The 24375-nt window shown below is 61.9% G+C and carries 24 protein-coding genes and 1 riboswitch; of the genes, 17 read left to right on the top strand and 7 right to left on the bottom strand.

Annotated elements, in window-relative coordinates; genetic code table 11:
- The first annotated feature begins 45 nt into the window (after positions 1-45).
- The 10 genes from QM609_RS11635 to QM609_RS11590 all read left to right on the top strand — a co-directional run bounded on the left by QM609_RS11635 (position 46) and on the right by QM609_RS11590 (position 9825).
- Positions 46-900: an MlaE family ABC transporter permease gene (locus QM609_RS11635; RefSeq protein ID WP_228232436.1), complete on the top strand. Its 855-nt coding sequence runs from the start codon at positions 46-48 to the stop codon at positions 898-900.
- Positions 900-1745 (top strand): MlaE family ABC transporter permease, encoded by an 846-nt coding sequence (locus tag QM609_RS11630; protein ID WP_076948564.1) that lies wholly within the window; start codon positions 900-902, stop codon positions 1743-1745. Before QM609_RS11635 ends, QM609_RS11630 begins: the two co-directional genes overlap by 1 nt.
- A complete protein-coding gene (locus QM609_RS11625) occupies positions 1742-2926 on the top strand; it encodes an MCE family protein (RefSeq protein ID WP_003945917.1) in 1185 nt (394 codons plus the stop codon). Before QM609_RS11630 ends, QM609_RS11625 begins: the two co-directional genes overlap by 4 nt.
- Complete coding sequence (locus tag QM609_RS11620) at positions 2923-3933, top strand: MCE family protein (protein WP_283337283.1); 1011 nt, start codon at positions 2923-2925, stop codon at positions 3931-3933. The genes QM609_RS11625 and QM609_RS11620 overlap by 4 nt, the downstream gene beginning before the upstream one ends.
- A complete protein-coding gene (locus tag QM609_RS11615; RefSeq protein WP_257217843.1) occupies positions 3930-4922 on the top strand; it encodes an MCE family protein in 993 nt (330 codons plus the stop codon). Before QM609_RS11620 ends, QM609_RS11615 begins: the two co-directional genes overlap by 4 nt.
- Positions 4919-5998, top strand: coding sequence for an MCE family protein (locus QM609_RS11610; RefSeq protein WP_283337282.1), 1080 nt, complete (start codon positions 4919-4921; stop codon positions 5996-5998). The genes QM609_RS11615 and QM609_RS11610 overlap by 4 nt, the downstream gene beginning before the upstream one ends.
- Complete coding sequence (locus QM609_RS11605; protein ID WP_058227253.1) at positions 5998-7071, top strand: MCE family protein; 1074 nt, start codon at positions 5998-6000, stop codon at positions 7069-7071. The genes QM609_RS11610 and QM609_RS11605 overlap by 1 nt, the downstream gene beginning before the upstream one ends.
- Complete coding sequence (locus QM609_RS11600) at positions 7068-8306, top strand: MlaD family protein (protein WP_042923604.1); 1239 nt, start codon at positions 7068-7070, stop codon at positions 8304-8306. Before QM609_RS11605 ends, QM609_RS11600 begins: the two co-directional genes overlap by 4 nt.
- On the top strand, positions 8303-8827 hold the full coding sequence (locus QM609_RS11595; protein WP_042451875.1) for an Rv1363c family protein: 525 nt from the start codon (positions 8303-8305) through the stop codon (positions 8825-8827). The genes QM609_RS11600 and QM609_RS11595 overlap by 4 nt, the downstream gene beginning before the upstream one ends.
- A 116-nt stretch (positions 8828-8943) precedes the next feature.
- Positions 8944-9825, top strand: coding sequence for an iron-sulfur binding domain-containing protein (locus tag QM609_RS11590; protein WP_007726916.1), 882 nt, complete (start codon positions 8944-8946; stop codon positions 9823-9825).
- On the opposite strand, the gene QM609_RS11585 is transcribed toward QM609_RS11590, so the two are convergent.
- Both QM609_RS11585 and QM609_RS11580 read right to left on the bottom strand, forming a co-directional pair.
- A complete protein-coding gene (locus tag QM609_RS11585) occupies positions 9822-10847 on the bottom strand; it encodes a hypothetical protein (protein ID WP_228232434.1) in 1026 nt (341 codons plus the stop codon). The genes QM609_RS11590 and QM609_RS11585 overlap by 4 nt on opposite strands.
- Positions 10848-10906: 59 nt before the next feature.
- Positions 10907-11818, bottom strand: coding sequence for a hypothetical protein (locus QM609_RS11580; protein WP_042451928.1), 912 nt, complete (start codon positions 11816-11818; stop codon positions 10907-10909).
- A gap of 224 nt (positions 11819-12042) precedes the next feature.
- On the opposite strand from QM609_RS11580, the gene QM609_RS11575 reads away from it, so the two are divergent.
- Positions 12043-14730, top strand: coding sequence for a helix-turn-helix transcriptional regulator (locus tag QM609_RS11575; RefSeq protein WP_080726703.1), 2688 nt, complete (start codon positions 12043-12045; stop codon positions 14728-14730).
- 38 nt (positions 14731-14768) lie between these two features.
- Positions 14769-15194 carry an HIT family protein gene (locus QM609_RS11570; RefSeq protein ID WP_054187913.1) on the top strand — a complete coding sequence of 142 codons (426 nt, stop codon included), beginning with the start codon at positions 14769-14771 and terminating at the stop codon, positions 15192-15194.
- Here QM609_RS11570 and QM609_RS11565 read toward each other — a convergent pair.
- Positions 15179-15916 carry an alpha/beta fold hydrolase gene (locus QM609_RS11565; RefSeq protein WP_042453393.1) on the bottom strand — a complete coding sequence of 246 codons (738 nt, stop codon included), beginning with the start codon at positions 15914-15916 and terminating at the stop codon, positions 15179-15181. The two genes, QM609_RS11570 and QM609_RS11565, sit on opposite strands and share 16 nt — an antisense overlap.
- A 45-nt stretch (positions 15917-15961) precedes the next feature.
- Between QM609_RS11565 and mhuD the strand changes: the two genes are divergently transcribed.
- The 3 genes from mhuD (at position 15962) to QM609_RS11550 (ending at position 17484) form a co-directional block, all read left to right on the top strand.
- The gene (mhuD, locus tag QM609_RS11560) at positions 15962-16270 is read left to right on the top strand and encodes a mycobilin-forming heme oxygenase MhuD (protein WP_007726927.1); all 309 of its coding nucleotides are present in this window, start codon (positions 15962-15964) and stop codon (positions 16268-16270) included.
- Positions 16271-16358: 88 nt separating this feature from the next.
- A riboswitch (cobalamin riboswitch) is annotated at positions 16359-16497 on the top strand.
- Between the two features lie 25 nt (positions 16498-16522).
- Positions 16523-16717: a CbtB domain-containing protein gene (locus QM609_RS11555; protein WP_003945915.1), complete on the top strand. Its 195-nt coding sequence runs from the start codon at positions 16523-16525 to the stop codon at positions 16715-16717.
- A complete protein-coding gene (locus QM609_RS11550; RefSeq protein ID WP_073512054.1) occupies positions 16708-17484 on the top strand; it encodes a CbtA family protein in 777 nt (258 codons plus the stop codon). The genes QM609_RS11555 and QM609_RS11550 overlap by 10 nt, the downstream gene beginning before the upstream one ends.
- 59 nt (positions 17485-17543) lie before the next feature.
- Here QM609_RS11550 and QM609_RS11545 read toward each other — a convergent pair whose 3' ends face one another.
- Together QM609_RS11545 and QM609_RS11540 are read right to left on the bottom strand one after the other, a co-directional pair.
- On the bottom strand, positions 17544-19379 hold the full coding sequence (locus QM609_RS11545) for a flavin-containing monooxygenase (protein WP_007726929.1): 1836 nt from the start codon (positions 19377-19379) through the stop codon (positions 17544-17546).
- A 140-nt stretch (positions 19380-19519) separates the two neighbouring features.
- The gene (locus QM609_RS11540; protein ID WP_050656739.1) at positions 19520-20665 is read right to left on the bottom strand and encodes a hypothetical protein; all 1146 of its coding nucleotides are present in this window, start codon (positions 20663-20665) and stop codon (positions 19520-19522) included.
- Positions 20666-20885: 220 nt separating this feature from the next.
- Between QM609_RS11540 and QM609_RS11535 the strand changes: the two genes are divergently transcribed.
- Positions 20886-21665, top strand: a complete 780-nt coding sequence (locus QM609_RS11535) for an acetoin reductase (RefSeq protein WP_007726931.1) — start codon at positions 20886-20888, stop codon at positions 21663-21665.
- A 77-nt stretch (positions 21666-21742) separates the two neighbouring features.
- Positions 21743-23011, top strand: a complete 1269-nt coding sequence (locus QM609_RS11530) for a GAF domain-containing protein (protein ID WP_007726932.1) — start codon at positions 21743-21745, stop codon at positions 23009-23011.
- On the opposite strand, the gene QM609_RS11525 is transcribed toward QM609_RS11530, so the two are convergent.
- Both QM609_RS11525 and QM609_RS11520 read right to left on the bottom strand, forming a co-directional pair.
- Positions 22990-23619: a DsbA family oxidoreductase gene (locus tag QM609_RS11525; protein WP_228232432.1), complete on the bottom strand. Its 630-nt coding sequence runs from the start codon at positions 23617-23619 to the stop codon at positions 22990-22992. The genes QM609_RS11530 and QM609_RS11525 overlap by 22 nt on opposite strands.
- A 91-nt stretch (positions 23620-23710) precedes the next feature.
- Positions 23711-24364, bottom strand: a complete 654-nt coding sequence (locus QM609_RS11520; RefSeq protein WP_076948562.1) for a response regulator — start codon at positions 24362-24364, stop codon at positions 23711-23713.
- Positions 24365-24375: the final 11 nt, after the last annotated feature.

The following is a 24375-nucleotide window of genomic DNA, read 5'->3' as shown; positions in this document are numbered from 1 at the left end:
TCGAAGAAACCCGACCAGAACGATTCGGCCGGAGAGGGGGATGGCGTGAGCACCGAAGCTACGACGACCGGGAATGGAACAACCGGGGAAACAACTGCTGTCTCCCCCGCCAAGACGAACATGTTCTCGAACCTGCTCTCCGAGATCGGACTGCTCTTCACCTTCACCGTTCGCGTGTGCGTTGCGGCGTTCACATCTCTTCGACACAAGCGCCTCGCCTGGCGTGAGGCGCTCGACCAGATGTGGTTTCTCGCCCACGTCACCTCGGTCGCGTCCGCTCTGGTGATGATTCCCCTCGGTGTCGGGGTAGCACTGCAGATCGGTGCGCTCGCAGATCAAATCGGCGCGGGTGCGTACAGCGGTGCCGTCGTCGCGTTCCTCATCATCGGACAGGCCGGCCCCCTGGTGTGCGCCCTGATCATCGCCGGTGTCGGCGGTTCCGCAATCTGCGCAGATTTGGGAGCGCGAACGATACGCGAGGAAATCGATGCACTCGAAGTGCTCGGTCTACCCGTGCTCGAACGCCTGGTCGTACCCCGGATGATCGCCATTGCCGTCGTCTGCCTCCTACTGAACTCGATAGTTCTCGTAATCGGTTTGGGCGCAAGCCTCTTCGTTCACGTCCTGATACTCGACGGCAACGCACAGAGTTTCCTGCGCAATCTCGTTCAATTCAGTCAACCCAGCGACTTCGTCGTCTCCGGCATCAAAGCCGTTGCCTTTGCTCTCATCTCGGGAATCGTGGCCTGCTACAAGGGCCTGACCATCAAGCGCGGAGCTCAAGGCGTCGGCGACGCAGTCAACGAGACCGTCGTGCTCTCGTTTGTCCTCGTGTTTGTCGCCAACCTCGCAATTACTCAGTTCTACCCACTGTTCGTCTCGGTGAAAGGTGCCTATTGATGCACCTGCCCATCGCAATTCGTGCCAAGCGGGTCAGTTCGCGGACCGTCGACGGCCTGAGTCGACTCGGCGATCAGTTCACGTTCCACGCGCGTGTCATCACCTCGATTCCCGCAACCCTCAAGCGCTATTGGCGTGAAGTCGCCCGTCTCGTCGCCCAGGTGGCATTCGGTTCGGGCACCCTGCTCGCCGGAGGCGGCAGCGTCGTCGTGATCTTCGCGATCTCGTTCTTCGCCGGTTCCCAGATCGGACTCGAGGGCTACCGCGGACTCAACCTCGTCGGCCTCGCACCGCTGTCCGGCGTGATGTCCGCCATCGCGAATACTCGCGAGGTGGCACCACTCGTTGCCGCAATCACCCTGGCAGCCAAGGTCGGAACCGGATTCACCGCGCAGCTCGGAGCGATGCGGATCTCCGAGGAAATCGACGCGCTCGAAGTCATGGCGATTCCCTCGATGCGGTACCTGGTCACCACCCGAATGATCGCGGCGCTCATCGCGGTGGTCCCGCTGTACCTGGTCGGCCTGTTTGCTTCGTACATGGCAACGGCGCTTGCGGTGATCCGGGTCAAAGGCCAGTCGGAGGGAACGTACGGCTACTACTTCAGTCTTTTCCTCTCTCCCAACGACATCTGGTTGTCCTTGATAAAAGTCATGGTGTTCGCGGTCGTCGTGACCCTCGTGCACTGCTACTACGGTTACACCGCGACGGGTGGACCCGAAGGCGTCGGACGAGCCGCCGGACGAGCGTTGCGCACCAGCATCGTCTTCCTTGCATTCACCGACGTCGCGATGACCATTGCGCTGTGGGGACTCAAACCTCACGTACCCGGGCTGACCGGATGATCGTCACGAATTCCAGCCGAATCACCCTGGCACTGCGGGGTTTACTCGCCGTGGTCATCCTGATCCTCGCCTACGTCTTCTTGTTCAGCAGAGGTACGGACTCCACCGGTTCCACACCGCAGGTCAGTGCTGTCGTCCCCGCCAGTGCCGGTGCGCTGCGAGTCGGATCCTCGGTACAGTACCGCGGCGTCGTCGTCGGCGCTGTGGCCGAGATCGAGCCGGGCACCACCGCTTCGACTGTCTCACTCGCGATCGACGAGGGAGCGTTCGAGGACATACCGTCGACAAGTCAGGTGCGACTGATGCCCCGCAACATCTTCGGTGACTTCTTCGTAGACTTGATTCAACCTGACGGACTCTCGCGTGGTCCTGCTCTCGTGCCGGGTACCGAATTGGTATCCGATCAGTCCGAAGTCGCGGTCCAGCTCTACCAATCGATCTCACGGATCTACTCGCTCGTTTCTTCCCTCGACCCCGCCGACATCAACGTCGCACTCACGGCAGTCTCGGACGCGTTGAGCGGCAAGGGAAACCAGATCGGCGAATCGCTCGATTCAGTCCACCAAGCGTTGGTCGGTGCGCAGCCCGTCATCGACGGACTCGGTGACGACCTCGACGACATAGCCACCCTCGCCGACAGTCTCTCGACGAGTGCGCCGGACATGCTCGCCGCATTCGAGAACTCCATCACCACATCCAAGACCGTCGTCGAGAAATCCGACGGGTTGGCGGGGCTTCTGCGTGCCGGCACCAGCACGGGAGCTGCTGCCACGAGTCTGATCGGTGACAATCGCGACCGCATGATCACCTTGGTCGACGACGCCGATTCCCTGACCGGCGCAATCACTTCGCGGCCGGACCACATCACCACCTTCTACAACGGCCTGCGCAATCTCACGATCAAGCTCCCGCCCGCGTTGGCGCATGGTCCGTGGCTCAGCACCGATCTACGGCTGTCCGTCACAGATCTGTATCCGTACGGAAAGACCGACTGCCCACAGTACGACGGAACCCGCGGACCCAACTGTCCTGCCGCCGCGACCGCGTTCGGCGGAACCGTCGGCCCGGTCGGCAGCCCTGCCGAACAGTCCCTGATCTCGGCTCTCACCCAGGGCGGTACAGCTTTGGACACTCTCGTGGCGGGGCCGGTATTTCGCGGCACGACGGTGGTGGGCGGATGAGCGTGAAGAAATCTCTGATCAGGTTCGGACTGTTTGCTGCACTGTCGATTCTCGCCACCGTGGTTGTGGTGAGCACCCTGATCAACCCAGTCTCCGGGTCGAGTTCGCAGTACCGGGCCGTCTTCGTCAATGCCTCCGGCCTGGTCACCGGCAGCGATGTTCAGATCGCCGGGGTGCGAGTAGGGCGCGTCGACAGCGTCGAGCTGGTGAACAACCAAGCCGTCGTCGGCTTCGAACTCGAATCTGCACAACGTATTCCGTCCGACGGTCGCGCTGTGGTGAGGTACGCAGACCTGTTGGGAGCGCGAACAATTTCGATCGAACCCGGACAGGCCGAACGCGCAACAGGCAACTACCTCTCCCCCGGGGCCACAATTCCCGTGGAACAGACTCAGCCGGCGATCGACCTCACCGACATCCTCGGCGGATTCCGTCCCCTGTTCGACGCACTTGACCCCGCAGAAGTCAACGAGCTTGCCGCACAGGTCGTCCAGGTATTCCAAGGACAAGGTTCCACCATCGAAAGCCTGCTGGAGCGCACTGTTGCCGTCACCGAGAACTTGACGTCCCGGGACGCGATCTTGGACCAACTACTGAACAACCTCGACCGGGTCCTTACCGTGACCACGACGAATCGACCCAACTTCGTCGAGATAATCAACACGCTCGACGCACTGGTCGGCGGTTTGGCACAGGACCGCCAACAGATCTCGGCCGCAGTGGATTCCGCAGGCGCCCTGACTTCTTCACTTCAGGACTTGGTGACGGGCGTGGAACCGGACTTGGCTGGCGCGCTGACTTCGATCGATCAGTCGGCTCGCGTCGTCGTCGACAATCGTGAGTCGCTGGCGACAGGTATCACCGCTTTCGATCAACTGTTCACCCAGTTGGGGATCGCGATGAGCTACGGAAGCTGGGCGAACATCTACATCTGCAACTTCCGGCTCAGCGCGCTGGACCAATCGGTGACCCTCGGCGGCCCCGAGCGTTCGGCGGTGTGCCGATGAACTGGCTCACCGTCAAGAACCCGGTCCGCAACGGAATCATCTGCATCCTCGTCGGAGTCGGTGTGGTTCTGGCCGCACTCGTTGTCCCTCAACTGATCTTGAAGGTCAAGACCAACGAGTACCACGCCGTCTTTACCAACGCCACCGGGTTGACGCAGGACGATCCGGTCAACGTCGCGGGAGTCCCGAGCGGGGTGGTCACCTCGTTGGCGGTCAGCGGCAACTCGGTTGAAGTCACCTTCCGACTCGACGACGGCGTCACTCTCGGCGAAGACTCCCGTGCGGACATCAAGATCTCGACTCTGCTCGGCCGACGTTCGCTCGACGTCACTCCGAACGGATCGCGCTCGTTACCCGCAGGTTCGACCATCCCCATCGAGAACACGAGCGTTCCGTTCACTCTCGACGATCTCGGTCGAGGAGCACAATCCACGTCGGAAAATCTTGATCTGCAACAACTGCGAAACATGCTGACCGTGGTGTCCGACAACTCACCGGACGATCCCGAACTCATTCGCCGCTCACTCGAGGGAATCGACGCACTCTCCGGAGTAGTCAACGACAACGACGTTGCGCTCCGTTCCCTTCTCACCGGAGCGCAGCAGACGACCGCAACACTGATCGAGCAGAAGGACACTCTGGAAACCCTTCTGGGGAATGCGGATCTGGTGATGTCCACGATCGCCGACCGGCGAGATGTGCTGAATGCGCTTGTACAAGACCTGAATCAGTTGAGCACCACACTTGCCCAGTTCCTGGGCGACAACCAGGCTTTGATCGACTCGGTCATGGGAGACATCCACGTGGTGACGGGAGTTCTGTCCGAGAACGAACAATCACTGACCACACTGCTCGACAACTTCGCCCCCAGCGTCCGCTACGTCACCAACGCGACCGGTAACGGCAACTGGCTCGACCTCAACTCGCCCTCCACCCTCATCCCGGACAACTGGTTGTGCGTCGTCGGGCTCGTTCAGGGGTGTCGATGACCACGACCGTCAAGAAACTCGCCGTGCTGGCAGCGATTGTGATCTGCGCGATCGGTGCCGTCCTGTTCGTCACGCGTGACGAACACAGACTCACTCTCACCGCCGAATTCACCTCGACCGACGCTATCTTCACCGGGAACACAGTGACGATTCTGGGAGTTCCCAGCGGGAGGGTCGAGAGCGTCACGCCGGAAGGGTCCCGGGTACGAGTGGCGCTGAGCCTGCCATCCGGAACACGTATACCCGCCGACGCGCAGGCCTGGGTCCTGTCTCCCTCGGTCATCAGTGACCGCACGATCGAACTCGGGCCCGGCTACGAGGACGGTGAGTTCCTCACCGACGGCGCGGTGATCCCTCTCGAACGCACTCACTCCCCGCTGACGTGGGACCAACTCACCGCATCGGTGAACGAATTGACGGTGGCGCTCGGCCCTGGCGCCGACGGCGGCGGGATCGGTGACCTCATCGGAGAAGGCGCCCACGCGTTGGACGGCAACGGGCAAGCATTCAACGATGCCGTTCGGTCCATCTCACAGGCCAGTTCGGTACTGGCGGGTGCAAGTCCCGACATCTCCGAACTGGTGAAGAACCTGAACACCCTCGTGCAGTTGATCGCGGACAACCAGACCAAGGTCGACTCCCTGTCGAACTCGGTGACAGTCACCGCCCGCACGTTCAGCGCCCAGCGAGAAGACATCAGCGGGGCGCTCGATTCCCTGACCACGTTGCTCGGACAGGTCTCAGCGCTACTCGCCGAACACGGCGAGGCGGTCACCGCCGATCTGGGTACGCTCGCACAGTTGGCCGGTGCAGTCGCGACCAAACAGGATCAACTGCGCGAGATCATCGAAACGGCACCAACGGAATTCGAGAACGTCGCCAACCTCGTCACCGAAGAAGGCCGAGCCAGAGCACGATTGAACGTCGCCACCGATCTCTCACAGTTCGACACGACGCGAGAACTGTGCGAGAAGATGCCGATACCGCTGTGCACAGGGCCGGGAATCGTCAATCCCATCGAATTTCCTTCGGCAGGCAGCTCCGACCTGGCACGCATCCTCGGTGGGGGCAACTGATGGCGTCGAACAAGTCCGTAGTGAGCGTTGTCGTGGCACTTGTCATCGCGGCGCCATTGACCGGCTGCAGTCTCAACTTCCAGCACCTCCCCCTCGGACGCGGTCTGCCAGGAGAGTCGTACCCGCTGAACATGGAATTCGTCGACGCGTCGTTACTTCCCGTCGGCGGTGAGGTGCGGATCGGCCAGGCAGTGGTCGGCAGAGTCATGTCGATGAGCGCGCAAACCTTTGCAGCCGTGGTACATACCGAAATCGCGTCGGACATCGAACTACCTGTCGGCACCCGCGCTCGGATCGAACTGTCGACCCCGATCGGCGATGCGTTCGTCAACCTCGAAGTTCCGGTCGATCCAGCGGGCCCCATTCTCGAACCAGGTTCCACCATCGAGCGATCGGAGACCGTGCGCGGACCCGATGTCGCACAACTGCTCGGCGCCGTCGGAACTCTGTTGAACGGCAGTGGGTTGGCGCAGGTCAAGAACATCGTCAGTGAGGCTGATCAGATTCTCGACGGCAGGGAGGAGACGATCCGCGATCTGCTTGCACGCCTTGACACTTTTCTCGGAACACTTGACGACCGAAAGGAATCGATCAATTCGGCACTGGATTCACTGAACCGGCTCAGCGCTCTGATCGGAGACGAGAGCGCCACCATCGACGAAGGCTTGCGCACACTCACACCCGCATTGGGCGTGATCGCCGACCAACGACAACCGCTCCTCGATCTACTCGACGAAACCGATCGGCTCAGTACCGCAACCAATTCCGTACTCGACCAGTCGGCCGACCAGATTTCCGAGATCACCGGACGACTGTCACCCATCCTCGACCAGTTCTCGGCAATGGGGCCGACACTGGGTGAGACGATGGCCAACCTGGACAACGCAAGAGTGCTCCTCGAGCGTGCCAGCCCAGGCGATTACGTGAACATCGACCTCGACGTCGATGTCGAGGGCACCGTGACCGGAGTGCTCAACGAGATAATCCCGGGCGCCGCACCGCCACTGCCACCTCTGCCCGCCTCCGATCGGGAACTGCCGATCACGACACCCCTGCAAGGAGGAACGCGATGAAGAACCGAACCGTCTATTTCGAGATCGCCGCCTTTCTCCTCATCGCGGTGGTCAGCACGACGTACGTACTCCGGCAAGTCGGTGCCGGAGATCCGTTCACCGGAACCTTCTCGGTCATCGTCGAATTGGAGAACGCGGCCGGAATCGCTCCCGGTTCGGAAGTGGCCTATCGCGGAGTCACCGTCGGCGACGTCGAGTCGGTGGAGGTGGACTCTGCCCAGGACCTCGTCGTGATGACGTTGAGCATCGCCGCCGACAAACAGATCCCCAACGATTCGCATGTGGCCATCAGCCAGGACACCGCCGTTCCGGTATTGAAAGTTCAGTTGTCCTCGCAGACCGACGGCGGCCCGTATCTGGTTGAAGGTTCCGTCGTTCCGACTGAGCGCACTTCGATCCCGGTCGCGTTGGGAACCGTGATTGCGAATTTCAACGCTGCTGCCGACACCGTCGATCCGGCAGACCTGCGAACCCTCTCGCACGAACTCGGCGAGGGATTGAACGGATTGGGTCCGGATCTGCAGGCGCTCGTCGACAACTTCGACGTGCTCGCGCGCACTGTCCAATCCGATCAACCGCGTGTCAACACACTCGTCGAGAACTCGCGCTCACTGTTCACTGCGAACGAGGAAAATGTTGACGCTCTTCCCGAAGTTGCACTCACACTTCGCCAATTGACAGATCAGGTACGAAACTCCGATCCGCAACTGCGCACACTCCTCGATCGAAGCCCGAGTGTTCTCGACAATCAGATACTGCCTCTCATCGAACAGAGTCGTGAGCCGTTCAGTCTGCTGTTGGCCAATTCTCTCGTCTCCACTCAGATCGTCACTGCACGGATGCCCGCCGTCGATGCCTTGTTGGTGGTGGTGCCCAAAGGTTTCGAGAAGTTCGGAAGTATCGTCAAAGACGGCCGCGCACAGCTTGATCTGATCACAGCACTCGGACCGGTCTGTATCTACGACACGCCCCGGCGATCGGTACAGGACACCTCACCGACCACGCTCGACAAGAACCAACACTGCGCGGACCAGTCGGGCCGGATCCAGAATCGCGGATCGCAGAACGTCCCCACCGGAACTGGAACGATCGACGGGGTTGCTGAATACGATCCTGCCCTCGGAACGGTCGCAGCCGGTGACGGAACGTCGATTCGTCTGGGCCTCAACGGTGGTCAGAACACCGTTCTCGGTGACAACTCGTTTGCCGCACTACTAGTACAAGGAACGCAATGACCGAGACAACCGAACCCCAGACGCCCACAATCGTCGACAAGCCCAAGCGGCTTCGCAAGCAGACCGTAGCGATCGTTGCCGGCGCCCTGGTCGTGGTCGCGGCGCTCGGATGGGGCGCATTCGCGACCTGGCAGAAATCGGTCGACGAAAACGCGCGTATCAGCGCCCTGGACAGCGGACGGCAATTCGCCACTGATCTTGCGACGTACAACTTCCAGAACCTCGATCAGAATCTCTCCGTGGTCCGTGACAATTCTGTCGGCGAATTCGCCGGTCAGTACGCCCAGGTGGCAGCCAACCTTCAGAATATGATCGTGCAGTATCAGGCGACCTCGTCCGCTCAGATCATTTCAGCCGGGCTGGCGAGCAGTGATCGCGACAACGCCGAGGTTCTCGTGTTCCTCGATCAGACGATCACGAACACCAACTCCCCCGATCCGAGAATCGACCGCAACCGGATGCAACTTTCGCTGGTCCGCGAGGACGGCGAGTGGAAACTGAGTAACGTGCAGTTGTTGTGACCCGGCGGTCGGGCGTCAAAGACAGCCGAGTCGGCGACTGCCGATAAAGTGGCGTCCACAAGTCGACGTGTCCTTCGTCGACCAGGAGCACAGGTTCGAGGAGTGTGTCGGTAGCAGTGGCAGTGGAATCTTCGGTGCTGCTGAAGTGGTACTCCGAGACGGCTCGCGACCTGCCGTGGCGACGCGAGGGCGTCAGTGCCTGGCAGATCCTGATGAGCGAGATCATGCTCCAGCAGACGCCGGTGGTGCGCGTTGCGCCAATCTGGGAAGAGTGGGTCGAGCGCTGGCCGGTACCGTCGGCGATGGCAGCGTCGAGCCAGGCAGAGGTGCTTCGCGCGTGGGGCAAACTCGGTTATCCACGACGCGCGCTGCGGTTACACGAATGCGCGGGCGTCCTGGCTGCCGAGCACGGTGACGTGGTCCCGGAAGACGTCGATACCTTGCTCTCGCTACCGGGAATCGGTTCGTACACCGCCCGCGCCGTCGCGTGTTTCGCCTACGGACAACGAGTGCCTGTGGTGGACACCAACGTACGACGCGTAGTTGCGCGAGCCGTCCACGGCAATGCGGAACCCGGGAACCCGTCCAACACGCGAGACCTCGCCGACGTCGCGGCGCTGCTGCCGAGGACGCGTGCGCGCGCCGCCACCTACAGCGCAGCTCTCATGGAACTCGGTGCACTGATCTGCACGGCGCGGAACCCGAACTGCGAGAACTGCCCTTTGCCGAACTGCGCGTGGGTCGCTTCTGGCAAACCGGCACACACCGGACCACCCAAGAAGGTGCAGAAGTTCGCGGGCACAGATCGCCAGGTTCGTGGAAAATTGATGGCCGTTCTTCGCGAGAGTCACCGTCCGGTCGAGCGCGCGCAACTCGACATCGTCTGGCCGGCCGATCCGGGTCAGCGTGACCGTGCGTTGCATTCACTGCTGGTCGACGGACTGGTCGAGCAGACCGACGACGGCCTGTTTGCGCTGGCCGGAGAGGGTACGGCTTAGCCGACTCGCAGCGGGGTGCATTCTTCGGCTGTGGGTTCGTCGGTCTGGAGCGGTGCGACTTCCGGATCAGAACGCCGAAGTACAGCAGGAACGGCAGGCACCACTGGATCGCAAGGCGCAAGTGTCGGAATCTGTAGGGCAGCGCCGGGCGGGGGCCCGCTGGTGGAGGTCGCCGACTCGGCGCCGATGTTCGGGCTATCCGTGGACACCGCGCGCGACCCGTCTGGGGACAGCGCGATCAGCAACCCCGTCAACATGAGTAGAAGCGGCAGTACTATTGCCGCCGCCCACCGGACCCTGTTGACGGGCCGGGCAGCCATGCCGCCACCGGACCGAACTTCGCTTCCGCGATCGGCCGCTACCAGCGCAGCCCCTATCGCCAGTTGGGTCCGCTCGCCGAGAAACAGGAAGCCGAGACCTGCCAGTTCAGCGGCTTCCGCGGACGGCCGCCGAGAGTCTTCCTTCACGAGCATCGCGACGAGCATCTTGGGCACAGGGTCTCGTTCGGCGACGAGGAGGTCCAATGTCGCAGCAAATGTCGAGCTGTCCGCAAGCAACTCGGCCGTGTCGTAACGATGCGCCGAGTCCACGACGCCTGCTCTCGGGTCGACGGCCGCGATCACGGTCTCACTGCCGTCCGGCCAGAACGCGAGAATCGGCGAAACACCAATGAGAGCGTCGACCGTCCGCAGGTAGGCAAGCCGTGCGTCGAGACCGTTGACCAACTCGATGTTCTCGAAAGGACTGGAGGACAACGAATCCGAGACATGTTCGCGCACGTCCGCACGCTCGCACATCACTCCGACGACGGTGGGGCACAGATTCGAGCGCAGGGCTCGACCGGTGGCGACCTCGGCCGCGGAGGCGAGTGCGCGCGCCGACGCTTGCGGAGAGGGAACAGTCCCGTCTGCACCCCAGGGGTGACGGAACTCGTCGATCGAGCCCAGAAGGGGTGTGTCTGCATCTACGAGAGCTGTTGAAATTGACTGATTTTCGAATACAACGCCCAGGCTTTCACGCACTGGATCCTCCATTGACTGCTACTGACTGTTACGAGTGTTGCCATTCCTGCGAAGCTGTATCAGAACGTCAGGCCACCGACCGCCATTGCACCTGGTTCCAGCACCACTTCCACCGGCGCTCGGCCGTCGACCGTGACGCGATACGTCCCCGGTAGCAGTCCGACAAACGAGAAGTGACCCTCGAACGGTTTCACCGTCCGCGCTGTCGCGTGCCCGCATTGATCGACGCCGTCGATCACCACCGCCTCCGAGATGCCCGATGTCACCAGACCTGAGATTCGTCCATCTGCCGAGACAGCAGCCCACTGGCTTCTCTGACCACCAACAGAAATCCCGTACGGATCACACACTCCCGGGGTGGTCGCCACCCGCACCGTGACATCGCCCGACCGCACGCGAACCGCCCCCCGATCTGCGGTGACCAGTGCAGCGATCGGTAGACCGTCGGCGTCTTCCCGCTTTCCCGCAGTCATCGTCGCCGTTCGGGTGAAGTACCGGTCCGCTTCCAGATTGCCTATCAGGCAATGTAATCCGACCTCGTCGATACCCGAGCCGTCTCCGCAGTAATCAGGCACGGACGGCAGAACGAAACCTCGAGGCACCGGAAGTTGCACGACCACGTCGGAGAGCGGGTTGCCCCGGACACCGATGTCGATGACATACGTCACCGGATCACCCTCTCGGACAATGCCGTTGGACGGGCCCGAATCGAGCCCTGGACCGTCAGCGGGATCGAAGGGCGGTGCACCGTCAATCGCCGTCAGCTCGACGATGAAGGGAGGCACGAACTCTCCCTCGGCCGCCAATCGAACATCCGACTGCATCGGCAGCAAGCCGAGCGCAGCAGCACCGACCGCCAGAGCTCCGGTCACGACAACTATGCCGATACCTCGCACTCCTCGGCGCCACGCTCTCGGCCGGAGTCCGACGACAACGGCCTTCGACCGCACCTCTGACAGACGAGTTCTCACGACGCTCCTTCGATGTCTGACTCTCGGGCCTCCGACAGGCGCTCGCGGCCACATTTGGCGAATCCCGAGCTACGTTCAATAGAAGTCGCTCGAGGGACTCGAAAGCCAATGGTGACGGCGTGATTGTGTGGGTGAACTTCTCTCAGCCGGGGTGAGTTCCCGGGTGAATTGCCCGGGATGGCACGCTCTGGATTCGCACCAGCTACGCTCCTCCCTGTAGATAGATGGATCGAGACAATCCGCCCAAACTCTTCAATCATTGCGGGGCGCGAAAGCAGAAAGGGTCCGCGTTGATGTTCGGGATGGACGGCCACGACTGGGCAGCTATTCCCGAAAGGCGCACCCTCGCGACGTCGATTCCCCGGCAAGCGCTCTTCGACAAACTTGACCGACGTGCCGCGCTGACCATCGTCCGTGCACCGAACGGCCACGGGAAATCGTCGTTGATCGCATCGTGGCTGCGCGCCCATTTGGCATCCGAACGAATACTCGTCTGGGTCTCGGCCCCACGGCCCTCGTCGACACTCGAAGATTTCTGGGCCGTTGTCCTCGATCGAATCCACGCTGCCGGAATCGCACTGCCCGACGTCGACGATCTCGCCGATCCTTTCACCGCTGTCGCCAAATCCCTGAACGCCCTCAGCCGCCCCGTGCTGCTCGTGCTGATCAGGCCGGATCTGATATCGGAACCAGAGTTGGACGATCAGTTGATCGAACTCCTCGCCCTCTGCCACAACCTGGACCTCGTGGTCACGCTCTCGGGCTTCGGCATGTTCTCCGAGCCGTACCTGCTCGACACCGACCACGAGGTGATAAGCGCGAGTGAGCTGTTGTTCACGAGAGCCGATGCCGCCCATTTGCTCGCACAAGCTGACGTACACACGACTGACGGTGATGCAGAACAAATCACATCCCTGACAGGTGGGCTGCCAGCGCTGGTTCGTGTCGCCGTTCCCGCCGTCCAGACATCGGGTAGCCGCAACCGCGAGCAGATGATCAGGAAGAACATCGCGCAGGCGATCGACGACTACGTGAACAAATCCGTTCTCATGACCGCTGATCATGTGAAACAACTCGAGTTCCTGCTCGCGACGGCCTTTGCGCGATCGATCACCGTCGACATCGCCGCCATGCTGTTCGAGTCCCAACACCCTGAGGATGGCGAGACCGTTCATCAGATTCGCGTGCGCCTGGCGATACTGGAGACAGCCGGGTTGTTGTCACGGGTCGAGACCGAAGCCGAAGAAACCTGGGAGCTGCCTCCCGCCATTCGTCGATCGATACTCGCGCACCAAAAGCGCGCTGGAGTCGATCCGGCGCAACGTCTTTCGTTCCTCGCACACAACCGACTCGACCACGGTCATCACGCGTCGGCGCTGGACTACGCGGTCGAGGCACAGAACTGGACCCTGGCAGTAGACATCGTCGAGCAACACTGGGTGACGATGATCGTCCACAATCTGGACTCGGTTCGCTCTGCTCTCCAACGGATTCCGGCGGAAGCTGCGGACAAACACTCTGCCGTGGAGGCGGGGCGCGCACTGTTCACGATGCATCCGAGCGAGCGCTCGACGGTAGTCGACTTGCTACCCGAATCGCCGGCAGAACTGTGGGCTCTCGGCGCTGAATCCGGCGCGAAGGACGCCTTGAGCATTGCCTGCGTTCAATCGATCATGCTCAGGATGGCAGGCGAGTACGGGCTCGCAGCAGAAACCACCAGGCGCCTGTCTCATCTCAGTCGCAGTGCGCTGGAGAACAACCCGGAAGCGGTCAGCGCACAGCTCCCTCTCATGCGACTTCAATGGGCGATCAATTTTCAATTGAGCGGCAGGTTCACAGAATCCACGATCAAGGCTCGAATGGCGTACCACGGCGCCCTGTCTCATGGAGTCGACTTCATCGCTCGTAACTCTGCGGGAAGTGCCGCCCTGAATTGGGCGCTGGCTGGTGAGCCGCGGCAGGCCACACACTGGTCCGAACTCGAACAGAAGCATCCGGACCCCGGCGGTTGGCTCGAACCTGTGGTCAAGATCGCCGGCCTGACAGCACGGGCGCTCACTGCTCTCGACACACTCGACTTCGACGACGCACGTCTCGCATTGACCGAACTCGGTCTTCCGTCCGACACCGAGGAACTGTGGGCATTCGTCGTCTATGCGCATTGCCAATTCGCCTTGACCTCCGGCGACCACACTGCGGCACTACTGTTGCTCCACAATGCGATCGAAGCACATTCCAAGCAGTACACGGCTACATCTTTCGCGCTTCCTCTGTTGCAATCCGCAGAGATCGATCTCTTGCTCGCTCTCGGACAGGGGAACAATGCCGTAGCACTGGCCAAGGAGATCATCGATCCTGCAGCCAACCCGTGGACGCTCACGTCGGTGGCGCGTTTACGTCAGCGGATCGGCCAGAACGAGGCCGCGGTGGCGCTGTGTCACCAGTTCGACTGGTCTGGCGTATCCTATCCGCGGGCACAGATGGAATCGCTTCTGGTGCAAGCGGTTGCCCACTCCGAGCTGGGTGAGCCACGCCTCGCCTCTCAGGAGTGGTCCAGAGCGTGCAGCATCGCGGATCAGACCGGACTTCTACGTTCGTTCGCGACCATCGCATCGTCGGACGTCGAGAAACTCGAATCGATGGCCGAAACGAAATCGCGTGCACTCGCCGAATTCTCGAAAAGGGCTCCTGCGGAATCTTTTCCGGAATTCGTACATATCGTGGAGCTGACCGAACGCGAACAGAAAGTCCTCTCACTCCTGGCGCTCGGCATGGGGTCGGCTGCGATGGCCGACAAACTGTACGTGTCCGTCAACACCGTCAAGACTCAACTGCGCACTCTCTACAAGAAGCTCGACGTACACAATCGAAACGAAGCGATCACGAGGGCACGCCAACTGCGCTTGCTGTAGTCGGGGTCGGATCTGATTTCGGACTACATTCTGTAGGCATGAGCACCGATTCCTGCGTCTTCTGCAAGATCGTCGCGCTGACCGAGCCGGCGATTCTCGTTCACGAGAACGAGACAACTCTCGCATTCCTCGATGCACGGCCGGTGAGTCGCGGACACACCCTGGTGGTCCCCAAGCGTCATGCAGAGAACCTCGATGCTCTCGAAAGTCACGAAGGCGCAGAGATGTTCCGCGTCGGCACGCTCATCGCCGGAGCTCTACGCCGCTGCGACATCGCCGCTGACGGAGTCAACTTTCTCGTCAACGACGGGCGTGCCGCGGGCCAAACCGTGTTCCACTCGCACCTGCACGTCGTCCCCCGCCATCGCGGCGACAAGGCGAAGTTCGCTGCTGGACTCCTCGCCAGGCGAGCCGTCGAGCTGGAGCAGGTGGGCGCGTCGATCCGAAGTCAGCTCACGGTCTGAAGGAATTCCGTCACCACTTCGCGATAGCGCTGCGGTTGATCGTCGTGGACCAGGTGGCCTGCATCGGCAATACGTACGTACCGAGTTCCCGGCCTCTCGGCCATCTCTCGCATCTGTCCCTCAGGGGTGATGGTGAACTCTCCCTCGATCAGCAAGGTCGGCACCTCGATCGCCTTCCACTGATCCCAGAAATGCCTCGTGCCCCACTCCTCCGAGATGTCGCGGAAGGTCGACACGTCGCCGTGCAGGTACCACCCGTCGTCGCGGCGGTCGAAAGAATCGAGAAAGTACTGGCCGGCGACGGGGCCGAAGAATTCCTTCATCGCCTCCTCGGAAGCAAACGGCTGCGGCCACGCCGAGATCATCTGCGCCCAGTCCGCAGCGGTGCGTCCACGAAAGTCCGGGGCCATGTCTTCGAGGACCAGCGCACAAACCTTTTCGGGATGCGCGGCGGCGAAGCACCACGCATGCAGAGCCCCCATCGAATGACCGATCACGATCATCGGCTCCTCGATGGACGCAACCGCCGATGTCAGGTCCTCGACGAATGCCTCGGTAGTCAGTGCCGCTGGCGCCGGCCTGCCGTGACCGGCAGCGTCGAAGGTGTAGACGTGGCCGAACTCGCGGATCCACGGCACCTGGCGTCGCCACGTTCGGGAGCTGCCCATGAGGCCGTGCAACAACAGAATCGGTTGTCCCGTTCCACCTTCGTCATGCAACACGAGTGTCACGGTACGCGGTGAAGGTGCGCGGGTAATGTCGCTTGCATGGCAGTCGTGAAGATCAATGCAATCGAGGTCCCCGAGGGCGCCGGCCCCGAACTGGAGAAGCGCTTCGCAGCACGCGCTCACGCAGTCGAGAACTCCCCGGGCTTTCTCGGATTCCAACTCCTCCGCCCCACCGCCGGTGAGAGCCGCTACTTCGTGGTGACCCAATGGGAGTCCGAGCAGGCGTTCGCCGATTGGCGTGACGGCCCCGCCCGTGAAGCCCATTCCGGCGAGCGCGCGAAGCCCGTCGCTTCGGGTGCGTCGTTGCTCGAATTCGAAGTTGTCCTGGACGTCGCCGCAAAGAGCTGATCTCGAGCGATTGTGCCTGCCTTGGCGGGCACAATCGACGGTCATCTCGGCTTCACGCGTTGACACGGTGCGGGCTGTAGTGCAAAAGTTCGCATGTAAACGCGATGGTCCGACAGGAATCCGGTGAAAGCCCGGAGCGGTCGCGCCACTGTAATTCGAGGTGAAGTGCCTTTTTCGGCACGACAATTTCGACAGCCAGACACTTCGGCCATCGCATGGACCTAGGGGACGCGAAAATCCCAGGAGGCTTCGATGGCTCTCGCCTATTCTCCCGATACGTCGATCGATTCGACTCGTCTTGCTTTCCTCGCCGCTGCAGTAGTTCTGTTCGCGATGCTGGCTCTCTACCTGGTCGGATTCGACCAGGGCGCTATCTCTCGCACCGGCATGTACATGCATGAATTGATGCACGACGGTCGACACTTGATGGGCCTGCCGTGCCACTAGCCGACAATTTCACGAAGCTTCTCATTCGTGGTTTGTTGGCTGGTCTGATCGCAGGCATCCTTGCCGGCGGAGTTGCATTCGTGCTGGGTGAACCGCACGTCAACGCTGCCATTGCGATCGAAGAAGCCAACAGCGCCACCGGTGAGGTTTCCGGCGAAGCCGCTGGGCATTCGCACGGTGACGAAGAAGAACCACTGGTGAGCCGCGACGGGCAGCGCGCCGGGCTGTTCCTGGCCACGGCGCTTGCCGGACTGGCACTCGGGGCGATCTTCTCGGTCGTTGCCAATTACGCTCGACGACTCACCGGAATGTCCGGGCCGTTGTTGGCGATCACCATCGCCGTCGGTGGTTGGCTGGCTATCGAGGCTGTCCCCTTTTTCAAGTACCCGGCCAATCCGCCGGCCGTCGGAGATCCCGACACCATCAACCAGCGCACACTGCTGTGGCTGGCCGCCGTGATTCTCGGGCTGCTGTCCGTCACCGCGGCAGCAGCGGCGGCAAAGGCAGTTTCCGGGCACGAGTTCCTCAGCGTGCGCATCGCTGCTCCGGTGGCTGCGTTCCTGGTGATCGCCACGATCGGTTACGTCTCGCTTCCCGGCATCAACGAGGTGGGCGAGGACTTCCCGGCAACTCTGCTGTGGGAGTTCCGACTTTCCTCGCTCGCTACGCAGGCGACGCTCTGGCTCGTACTCGGGTTGGCATTCGCCTTCCTTACCGAGCGCGCGACCAAGAACACCGAAGTAGCAAAGAAGTACGCCCTTCGCTGAACCTGCTGTGCGCCTTTATTAACCTCCCGCGGTTAATAAAGGCGCACAGCAGTTCTTTTTCAGCTCAGATGATGCACTTCTTGCAGTCCGTACACCGGCGTCGGGATGCCCTCGTAACGCGCCTTCAATTGCAACGCCAAGTACAGCGAGTAGTGGCGCGACTGATGCAGATTGCCTCCGTGGAACCACAGCGCTTCCTGCTGCGTCGGCTTCCACATGTTGCGCTGCTCGCCTTCCCACGGTCCCGGATCCTTGGTGGTGTTCGACCCCAGGCCCCACACCTTGCCGACCTTGTCGGCGGTGTCCTGACCGATCAGGTCCGCCACCCAGCCGTTCATCGAGCCGTAGCCGGTCGCGTAGACCACCACGTCGGCAGGCAATTCCGTACCGTCTTCGAGAATCACGCTGTTCTCGGTCAGCTCACGAACATTGCCGTGCGCGAGCTTGATGTCTCCATTGGCAACCAGTTCGGCAGCGCCGACATCGATGTAGTAGCCCGAGCCACGGCGTAGGTACTTCATGAACAGGCCCGAACCGTCGTCGCCCCAGTCGTGCTCGAAGCCCGCCTTCTCGAGGCGATCGTAGAAATCCTTGTCGCGCTCACGGATTGCGTCGTAAACCGGGATCTGGAATTCGTGCATGATCCGGTACGGCAGCGAACCGAACGTGAGGTCCGCCTTGTGTGTCGTCATGCCGGCGGCCAGTGCTCGCTCCGAGTACAGATCGCCCAAGCCCAAATCCATCAGCGAATCCGACTTCACGATGTGCGTCGAGCTGCGCTGCACCATCGTGACGTCGATACCGTTCTCCCACAGTGCGCCGCAGATGTCGTGCGAGGAGTTGTTGGCCCCGATCACGACGACCTTCTTGCCCACGTACTGATCCGGGCCGGGGTGCTTGCTCGAGTGGTGCTGATCGCCGAGGAACTTGTCCTGCCCGGGGAACGTCGGAACGTTGGCCTTGCCGGACATACCCGTCGCCATCACCAACTGCTTGGGACGCAACGTCAACTTCTCGCCGTTGCGGTTGACCTCGACGGTCCATTCCTGGGTCTTCTCGTCGAACGACGCCGAGGTGCAGGTCGTGGAACTCCAGTACGGAACCTCCATGACCTTGGTGTACATCTCGAGCCAGTCGCCGATCTTGTCCTTGGGCGCGAACACCGGCCAGTTGTCGGGGAACGGCATGTAGGGCAGGTGGTCGTACCAAACCGGATCGTGCAGGCACAGGGACTTGTAGCGTCCGCGCCACTGATCGCCGGGTCGCTCGTGGCTGTCGATCACGATGGCCGGTACTCCGAGTTGGCGCATCCGGGCACCGAGGGCGATGCCGCCTTGGCCCCCGCCGACGATCACGACGTAAGGCTGTGTGGTGTAACCGAGTTCGCGGTCTTCGATCTCCTTCTGCTCGGCCCACGTGATGCGGTTCGGGTCTGCCCCATGCTTGGCGCCGCGCGGACGACGAGTGCCCTTGCCTTCTTCGTGTCCCTTCAACTCCTGCAGCGACGTCAGCAGGGTCCAACCTTCATCTCCCTTCAAACGAAGGTGCCCGTGCGCGCGACCGGTTGCAGTCTCGAACTCGATCCAGGCTGACGTGACGCCGTCGGCCTCGTCGGGTGTCTCGGTGGTCCGGAATCCCGAAGGATCGGTGTCGTCGAGTCGCGCGGAGAGCATGTCGGCGATCTGCTCGCGACCCTCGACGGTCTTGATGTTCCAGGTGAACGACACCAGGTCTCGCCAGAAGCTGTCGAGTGCGAATTTGCCTGCCACACGCTCGATGTCACGAGCCGCGAGGGCCGACTCGAAATCCGCCAGCCAGGCGTCGACGCGCTCCTGAGGTGTCACCGCCGTCAACTTCACCTCGGGGGTGACTGCGGAATCGATGGTTTGCGTCATCACTTCTCCTTGTTTGTGAATGTGACACACAGCACATCCCATAAGTGTCCCCGGTCACAAGCGTTGCAGTCTGTTGCAATCAGTGGACGCGGTGCCGGCGTCCGATACCGGTTACCCGCACCGAGGTGCGGGCAACCGACTCACCCCTCAGCAGGCTTGAATCTGCCGAGTCCCAGCGACTGAAATCCCACGACGTAGAACAGCGTCCACAACACGGCCCAATCCACGAAACCCAGTGCATTGCCGTGCAATCCGTCGACAACTGCCGGCTCGTGAAGAATGTACTCTGCCGCAAAGCGGTAATAGAACAAGAATGTGACCACCGCGAGCGCAAACGTGAGCAGCGCGCGGATCGCCAGGTTGACCCCGTCCGCAAAGCCCGTGGGCTTGTTACCGAAGGCGTTGGCCCAGAAGATCATCCAGAAAGCCCAGCACACCCCGAGCTGCGCCGGGAATTGATGGATCACACCGCCCAACTCGGCAACGGCATCGCTTCCCACCAGCGTCTTCACGACCGGAAGTGCCACGAAGTACAAGCCGGTTCCCACGGCGAAGTTACCGATCGTGGCTGCGAGCGCCGTCTTACCCCCGCCGCCGAACAGTCGCCACGGCCAGTTGTCGAGCGTCTGGCCAGTCAGGATCACGACCACCACGACGCAGTAGAACCACCCGAGCACGGTGTCGACGGTCATCAACGGATCCGTGGCGGACAGCGACACGGACGGCAGACCGAACACGAAGTACAGCGCCAGCGTCGGGACGGCGACAAACGCGATCTCACACAAACCCACCAACGGCTGCTTCATCCCCAGGGAAGTCCACGGCCAATGCTGCCAGTTCAGGACCACCATCACCCAGGTCCCGAAGCCGAAGAGCACGAACAGCGCACCCGCGAAATATCCGAGGCCGCCCTCACGATCGGCCGCGAAATCCGGGTACAAACTCCCCAAGCCGTTTGCCAGGAGCCACGTCACCACGACGGCGAAGACCGCGGTCGCGACCATGATCGCCAGGCCTTTCGCCGGCTGCGGGAGTCGGTCGAAGCCGGCGAACTCGCAATTGAAGCCGATGAACACCACAAAAAGGATTGCCCAGAAAAGCGCCGCGTTGAACGGCAGAGGATAGAAACTCCAGGGACTGGTGGTCGGATCGGCCAGAAGGTACCAACTCGCCACGGCCAGCACGAGAACGATCACGAGGTTCGCGATCCCGAACCCGATCCAGCGGCGTGACGGTTGTCGGCTCGGCGTGGCCGGTTCCGTGGGTGTGTCGACTGTAGCGGTCATGTGCCCTCTTCCAGATTGTCTCGCAAGATGATTCGCGAAGTGGTGGCGCAACTATGGAGCCGTCGCGCGGGATACCGGGAGGGTTGCCGAGGGTTGCAACCGCTGCCCCATTCTGCGGAATTGCAACACGGTGCAACCCTTCCGCATTGTGGTCGCCGTCACATACAAATCACTCACCGGTTCCCAGGCAACCGGTTCACTGCTTACGAGGAGAAACTGCATGAGCATCACGGGCAAGGTAGTACTGGTCACCGGCGCCGGCCAAGGCATCGGACGCGGAATCGCTCTCCGCCTCGCCCACGACGGCGCCGACATCGCGTTGGTCGACCTCGACCAAACCAAGCTGGATGCGGTTGCCGACGAGATCAGACGGATCGGCCGTCGTGCAACGACGTTTGTCGCCGACGTCAGCGATCGAGCGCAGGTCAACGCAGCCGTCGAACATGCACACCAGGAATTGGGCGGATTCGACGTCATCGTCAACAACGCGGGAATCGCTCTCGTCGGCCCGATCTCCGACGCGACGCCGGAAGAGGTCTCCAAGATCTGGAGCGTCAACGTCGACGGTGTCCTGTGGGGAATTCAAGCTGCAGCAGCAAAGTTCCAAGCTCTGGGTCAGCGCGGAAAGATCATCAACGCGTCGTCCATCGCCGGCCACGACGGGTTCGCCATGTTAGGTGTTTACAGCGCAACAAAATTCGCGGTCAGGGCCCTCACTCAGGCTGCAGCCAAGGAATACGCGTCCTACGGAATCACCGTCAACGCGTACTGCCCCGGCGTCGTGGGCACCGACATGTGGGTGACGATCGACAAGAGGTTCGCCGAATTGACCGGTGCACCAGAGGGCGCCACCTACGAGAAGTTCGTCGGCGGAATTGCGCTGGGTCGAGCTGAAACCCCCGACGATGTCGCCGGTTTCGTCTCGTACCTTGCCGGGCCCGATTCCGACTACATGACCGGTCAGGCCGGTCTCATCGACGGCGGCCTCGTCTACCGCTGACCGCGGTGTCTTCACTGAAAGCGGTGTCTTCGCTGAAAACGGTATCTTCGCTGAAAAAGCGGTTGCCAGAGCCTGCGATGCCGCCCGGCGAGGATCCTCGCGACTACGCGAGGACCCTCGCCGCGGTGTACGACGCGACGATGGCCGGAGACCGCGCACCGGCCCGCCCGAGGGACGTGGTTCGCCAATCGTGGCAGCGCCTGCGCGAACTCGGTATCGATCCCGAGCACAGCCGGGTCGAACCGTCGATGGACGTCGCCGAACTCGATCTCCGTCGTCGTGAGTCCGGACTGTACGACGTCCTCGACGACGTGACACGCGGACTCGAATCGGTCACCGCGAGCGGTGAGAACATCATGGTCGTCGCAGATCTTCGCGGAACTGTACTGTGGCGCAGCGGTTCCCATCGCGTACTGGACCAAGCTGCGCGTCTGGGATTTGTCGAAGGGGCGAACTGGGCGGAGGACAACGTCGGCACCAATGCCATCGGAACGGCATTGGTGTCACGACAGGCGGTTCAGATCTTCTCGGCGGAACACTATGCGCGCAGCCATCATCCGTGGACGTGTGCGGGGGCGCCCATCCGCGATCCGCGGGACGACCGTGTCATCGGCGTCGTCGACATCAGTGGTCCTGCCAAGACCGTCCATCCCACGACGCTCGCTCTGGTCGACGCCGTCGCACGCCTCGCTCAATCACACCTGCGCGACAAGCATCGGGACAATCTCGATCAATTACGTTCTGTTGCAGGGCCGATGCTTGCACGTAGCGGATCACCGGCATTGGTGATCGATACTCATGGCTGGGTAGCGGCGGTCGATGCGCTACCTCATCGCTCGCGCGTGCTGCTCCCCGCGGCTTTGGCTCCCGGCAGGACGTGGTTCCCCGCTTTGGGTCTGTGCGAACTGGATCCACTTCCCGGCGGGTGGGTGGTCCGGCCGATCGCCACCGGCGAGAAAATCAGTGCACCCACGGTGCATATCGATCTGCGCGATTCCGAGAACATGTCGGTGACCGTCACGTCGGGGTTGGGCGAATGGGCTTACTGCCCGACCCAGCGGCATGCGGAGATTCTGTTTCTCCTCGGATCCGAGAGGCGTGGACTGACCGCATCGCGGTTGGCGCAGGATCTTTTCGGTGACCCGGCCCGCACGGTGACCGCGCGGGCCGAGATGTCGCGTCTGCGCAAGAACCTTGCCGGAGTTGTTGCAGCGCAGCCGTACCGGTTCGTCGATGCAGCGCACGTCACGCTTTCCTGCCCCGACGACGGTGCACATCTGTTGCCGTTCTCGAACGCCCCGGCAGTTCGTGCCGCTCGCCTTACTCAGGCCGGTTCGGAGGCCTGAGTAAGCAACTGCAGAAACACCTCTTCGGGTTGAGCGCCGGATACTGCGACCGCACGGTTGGCGACGAAGAACGGGACGCCGCTGACCTGCAGTTGGCGGGCCATGGACAGATCTTCGCGAACAGCCTCGGCTGCGGCATCGGAGCCCAGTTGCTCGCGCACGACGTCGGCGTCGAGGCCGACGCTCACGGCCAGCTCGACCAGCACCTCACGGTCGTCGATCACCTTGCCGTCGCTGAAGTGCGCTTTGAACAGCGCTTCGAGGAGTTCGTTCTGCCGCTCACCCGCGAGATGCAGCAACCTGTGCGCATCAAAGGTGTTGGCGGCGATCACGGTGTCGAAGTCCAAGGTCAAGCCGACCTCGGCTGCCGTCGCGCTGACGTGGGCGAACATCTGACGTACCTGTTCAGGCGCCATCCCCTTCATCTCGACCAAGGCGTCGAGTTCGGTTCGTCCCTCTCCCACCGGGGTCTCCGGAGCGAGCTGGTACGAGCGCCAGATGACGTTGACGCGGTCCTTGTTCTCGAAACGATCCAGAGCCGAAAGGAACCTGGTCTTTCCGATGTAGCACCACGGACAAGCGACGTCCGACCACACTTCGATGGTCACGTCTTGGTCAATCACGATTTGATCAGTCACCGAAGGTGCAACAACGAACAGGGTCGGGATTAGTCCCGGCTCACGTCACGAGGTCACAGAATCACGTCACAAGGCCACACCGGAACGCGATCAACGATGCACTCACGCGGTTGGGCACACCCAGCTTGCCGAACAGCGAAGAGATATGCGTCTTGACGGTGGTCTCACCGAGGTACAGCCGCTCCGCGATGACGCTGTTGGCCGCGCCTGTCGCCAGGATTGTCAACACTTCGCGCTCACGCTCGGTGAGCGAAGCGAGGGGAGTCAGGTCGGGTGCTTGCCGACGCGGTGCCGAGGCCACGATGGCACGTAGAGAATCGGAGCTGAACAACGAGTGGTCCGACGCCACCACCCGTACTGCCTGCTGGAACGCCTGTGGGGCCGCGTCCTTGCTCAGAAAACTGTGCGCGCCCGCCTCGACCGCCTGCACGACCATGTCGTCGACGTCGAAGGCGGTCATCGCAATGACCTTCGGCGGATTGCTCATGGTCATCAACTCTCGGGTGGCCTCCAAGCCACCGACCCGTGCCATCTTCAGATCCATCAGCACCACGTGCGGACGAAACCGAGTGACTTTGGCTGCGACCTGATCGCCGTCCTCGGCCTCGGCAACCACCACGATGTCCGGCGCTGCTTCCAGGATGTCCTTCATCCCGCGCCGAACCCAGGCGTCGTTGTCGACGATCAAAACTGTGATGCGCGAGTCAGCGTCCATAGTGCGCTCAG

Origin of the sequence: Rhodococcus sp. IEGM 1302 (assembly GCF_030056935.1) — a bacterium.
In the GTDB taxonomy this organism is placed as follows: Bacteria; Actinomycetota; Actinomycetes; order Mycobacteriales; family Mycobacteriaceae; genus Rhodococcus_F; species Rhodococcus_F qingshengii.
The sequence above is the reverse complement of the archived record's forward strand: the minus strand, read 5'-3'. Positions and strand labels throughout refer to the sequence as shown.

Coding starts and splice junctions, on each gene's coding strand:
- QM609_RS11630 (WP_076948564.1), top strand. CDS start 900: ATGCACCTGCCCATCGCAATTCGTGCCAAGCGGGTCAGTTCGCGGACC.
- QM609_RS11625 (WP_003945917.1), top strand. CDS start 1,742: ATGATCGTCACGAATTCCAGCCGAATCACCCTGGCACTGCGGGGTTTA.
- QM609_RS11620 (WP_283337283.1), top strand. CDS start 2,923: ATGAGCGTGAAGAAATCTCTGATCAGGTTCGGACTGTTTGCTGCACTG.
- QM609_RS11615 (WP_257217843.1), top strand. CDS start 3,930: ATGAACTGGCTCACCGTCAAGAACCCGGTCCGCAACGGAATCATCTGC.
- QM609_RS11610 (WP_283337282.1), top strand. CDS start 4,919: ATGACCACGACCGTCAAGAAACTCGCCGTGCTGGCAGCGATTGTGATC.
- QM609_RS11605 (WP_058227253.1), top strand. CDS start 5,998: ATGGCGTCGAACAAGTCCGTAGTGAGCGTTGTCGTGGCACTTGTCATC.
- QM609_RS11600 (WP_042923604.1), top strand. CDS start 7,068: ATGAAGAACCGAACCGTCTATTTCGAGATCGCCGCCTTTCTCCTCATC.
- QM609_RS11595 (WP_042451875.1), top strand. CDS start 8,303: ATGACCGAGACAACCGAACCCCAGACGCCCACAATCGTCGACAAGCCC.
- QM609_RS11575 (WP_080726703.1), top strand. CDS start 12,043: ATGGATCGAGACAATCCGCCCAAACTCTTCAATCATTGCGGGGCGCGA.
- QM609_RS11570 (WP_054187913.1), top strand. CDS start 14,769: ATGAGCACCGATTCCTGCGTCTTCTGCAAGATCGTCGCGCTGACCGAG.
- mhuD (WP_007726927.1), top strand. CDS start 15,962: ATGGCAGTCGTGAAGATCAATGCAATCGAGGTCCCCGAGGGCGCCGGC.
- QM609_RS11555 (WP_003945915.1), top strand. CDS start 16,523: ATGGCTCTCGCCTATTCTCCCGATACGTCGATCGATTCGACTCGTCTT.
- QM609_RS11545 (WP_007726929.1), bottom strand. CDS start 19,379: ATGACGCAAACCATCGATTCCGCAGTCACCCCCGAGGTGAAGTTGACG.
- QM609_RS11540 (WP_050656739.1), bottom strand. CDS start 20,665: ATGACCGCTACAGTCGACACACCCACGGAACCGGCCACGCCGAGCCGA.
- QM609_RS11535 (WP_007726931.1), top strand. CDS start 20,886: ATGAGCATCACGGGCAAGGTAGTACTGGTCACCGGCGCCGGCCAAGGC.
- QM609_RS11530 (WP_007726932.1), top strand. CDS start 21,743: ATGCCGCCCGGCGAGGATCCTCGCGACTACGCGAGGACCCTCGCCGCG.
- QM609_RS11520 (WP_076948562.1), bottom strand. CDS start 24,364: ATGGACGCTGACTCGCGCATCACAGTTTTGATCGTCGACAACGACGCC.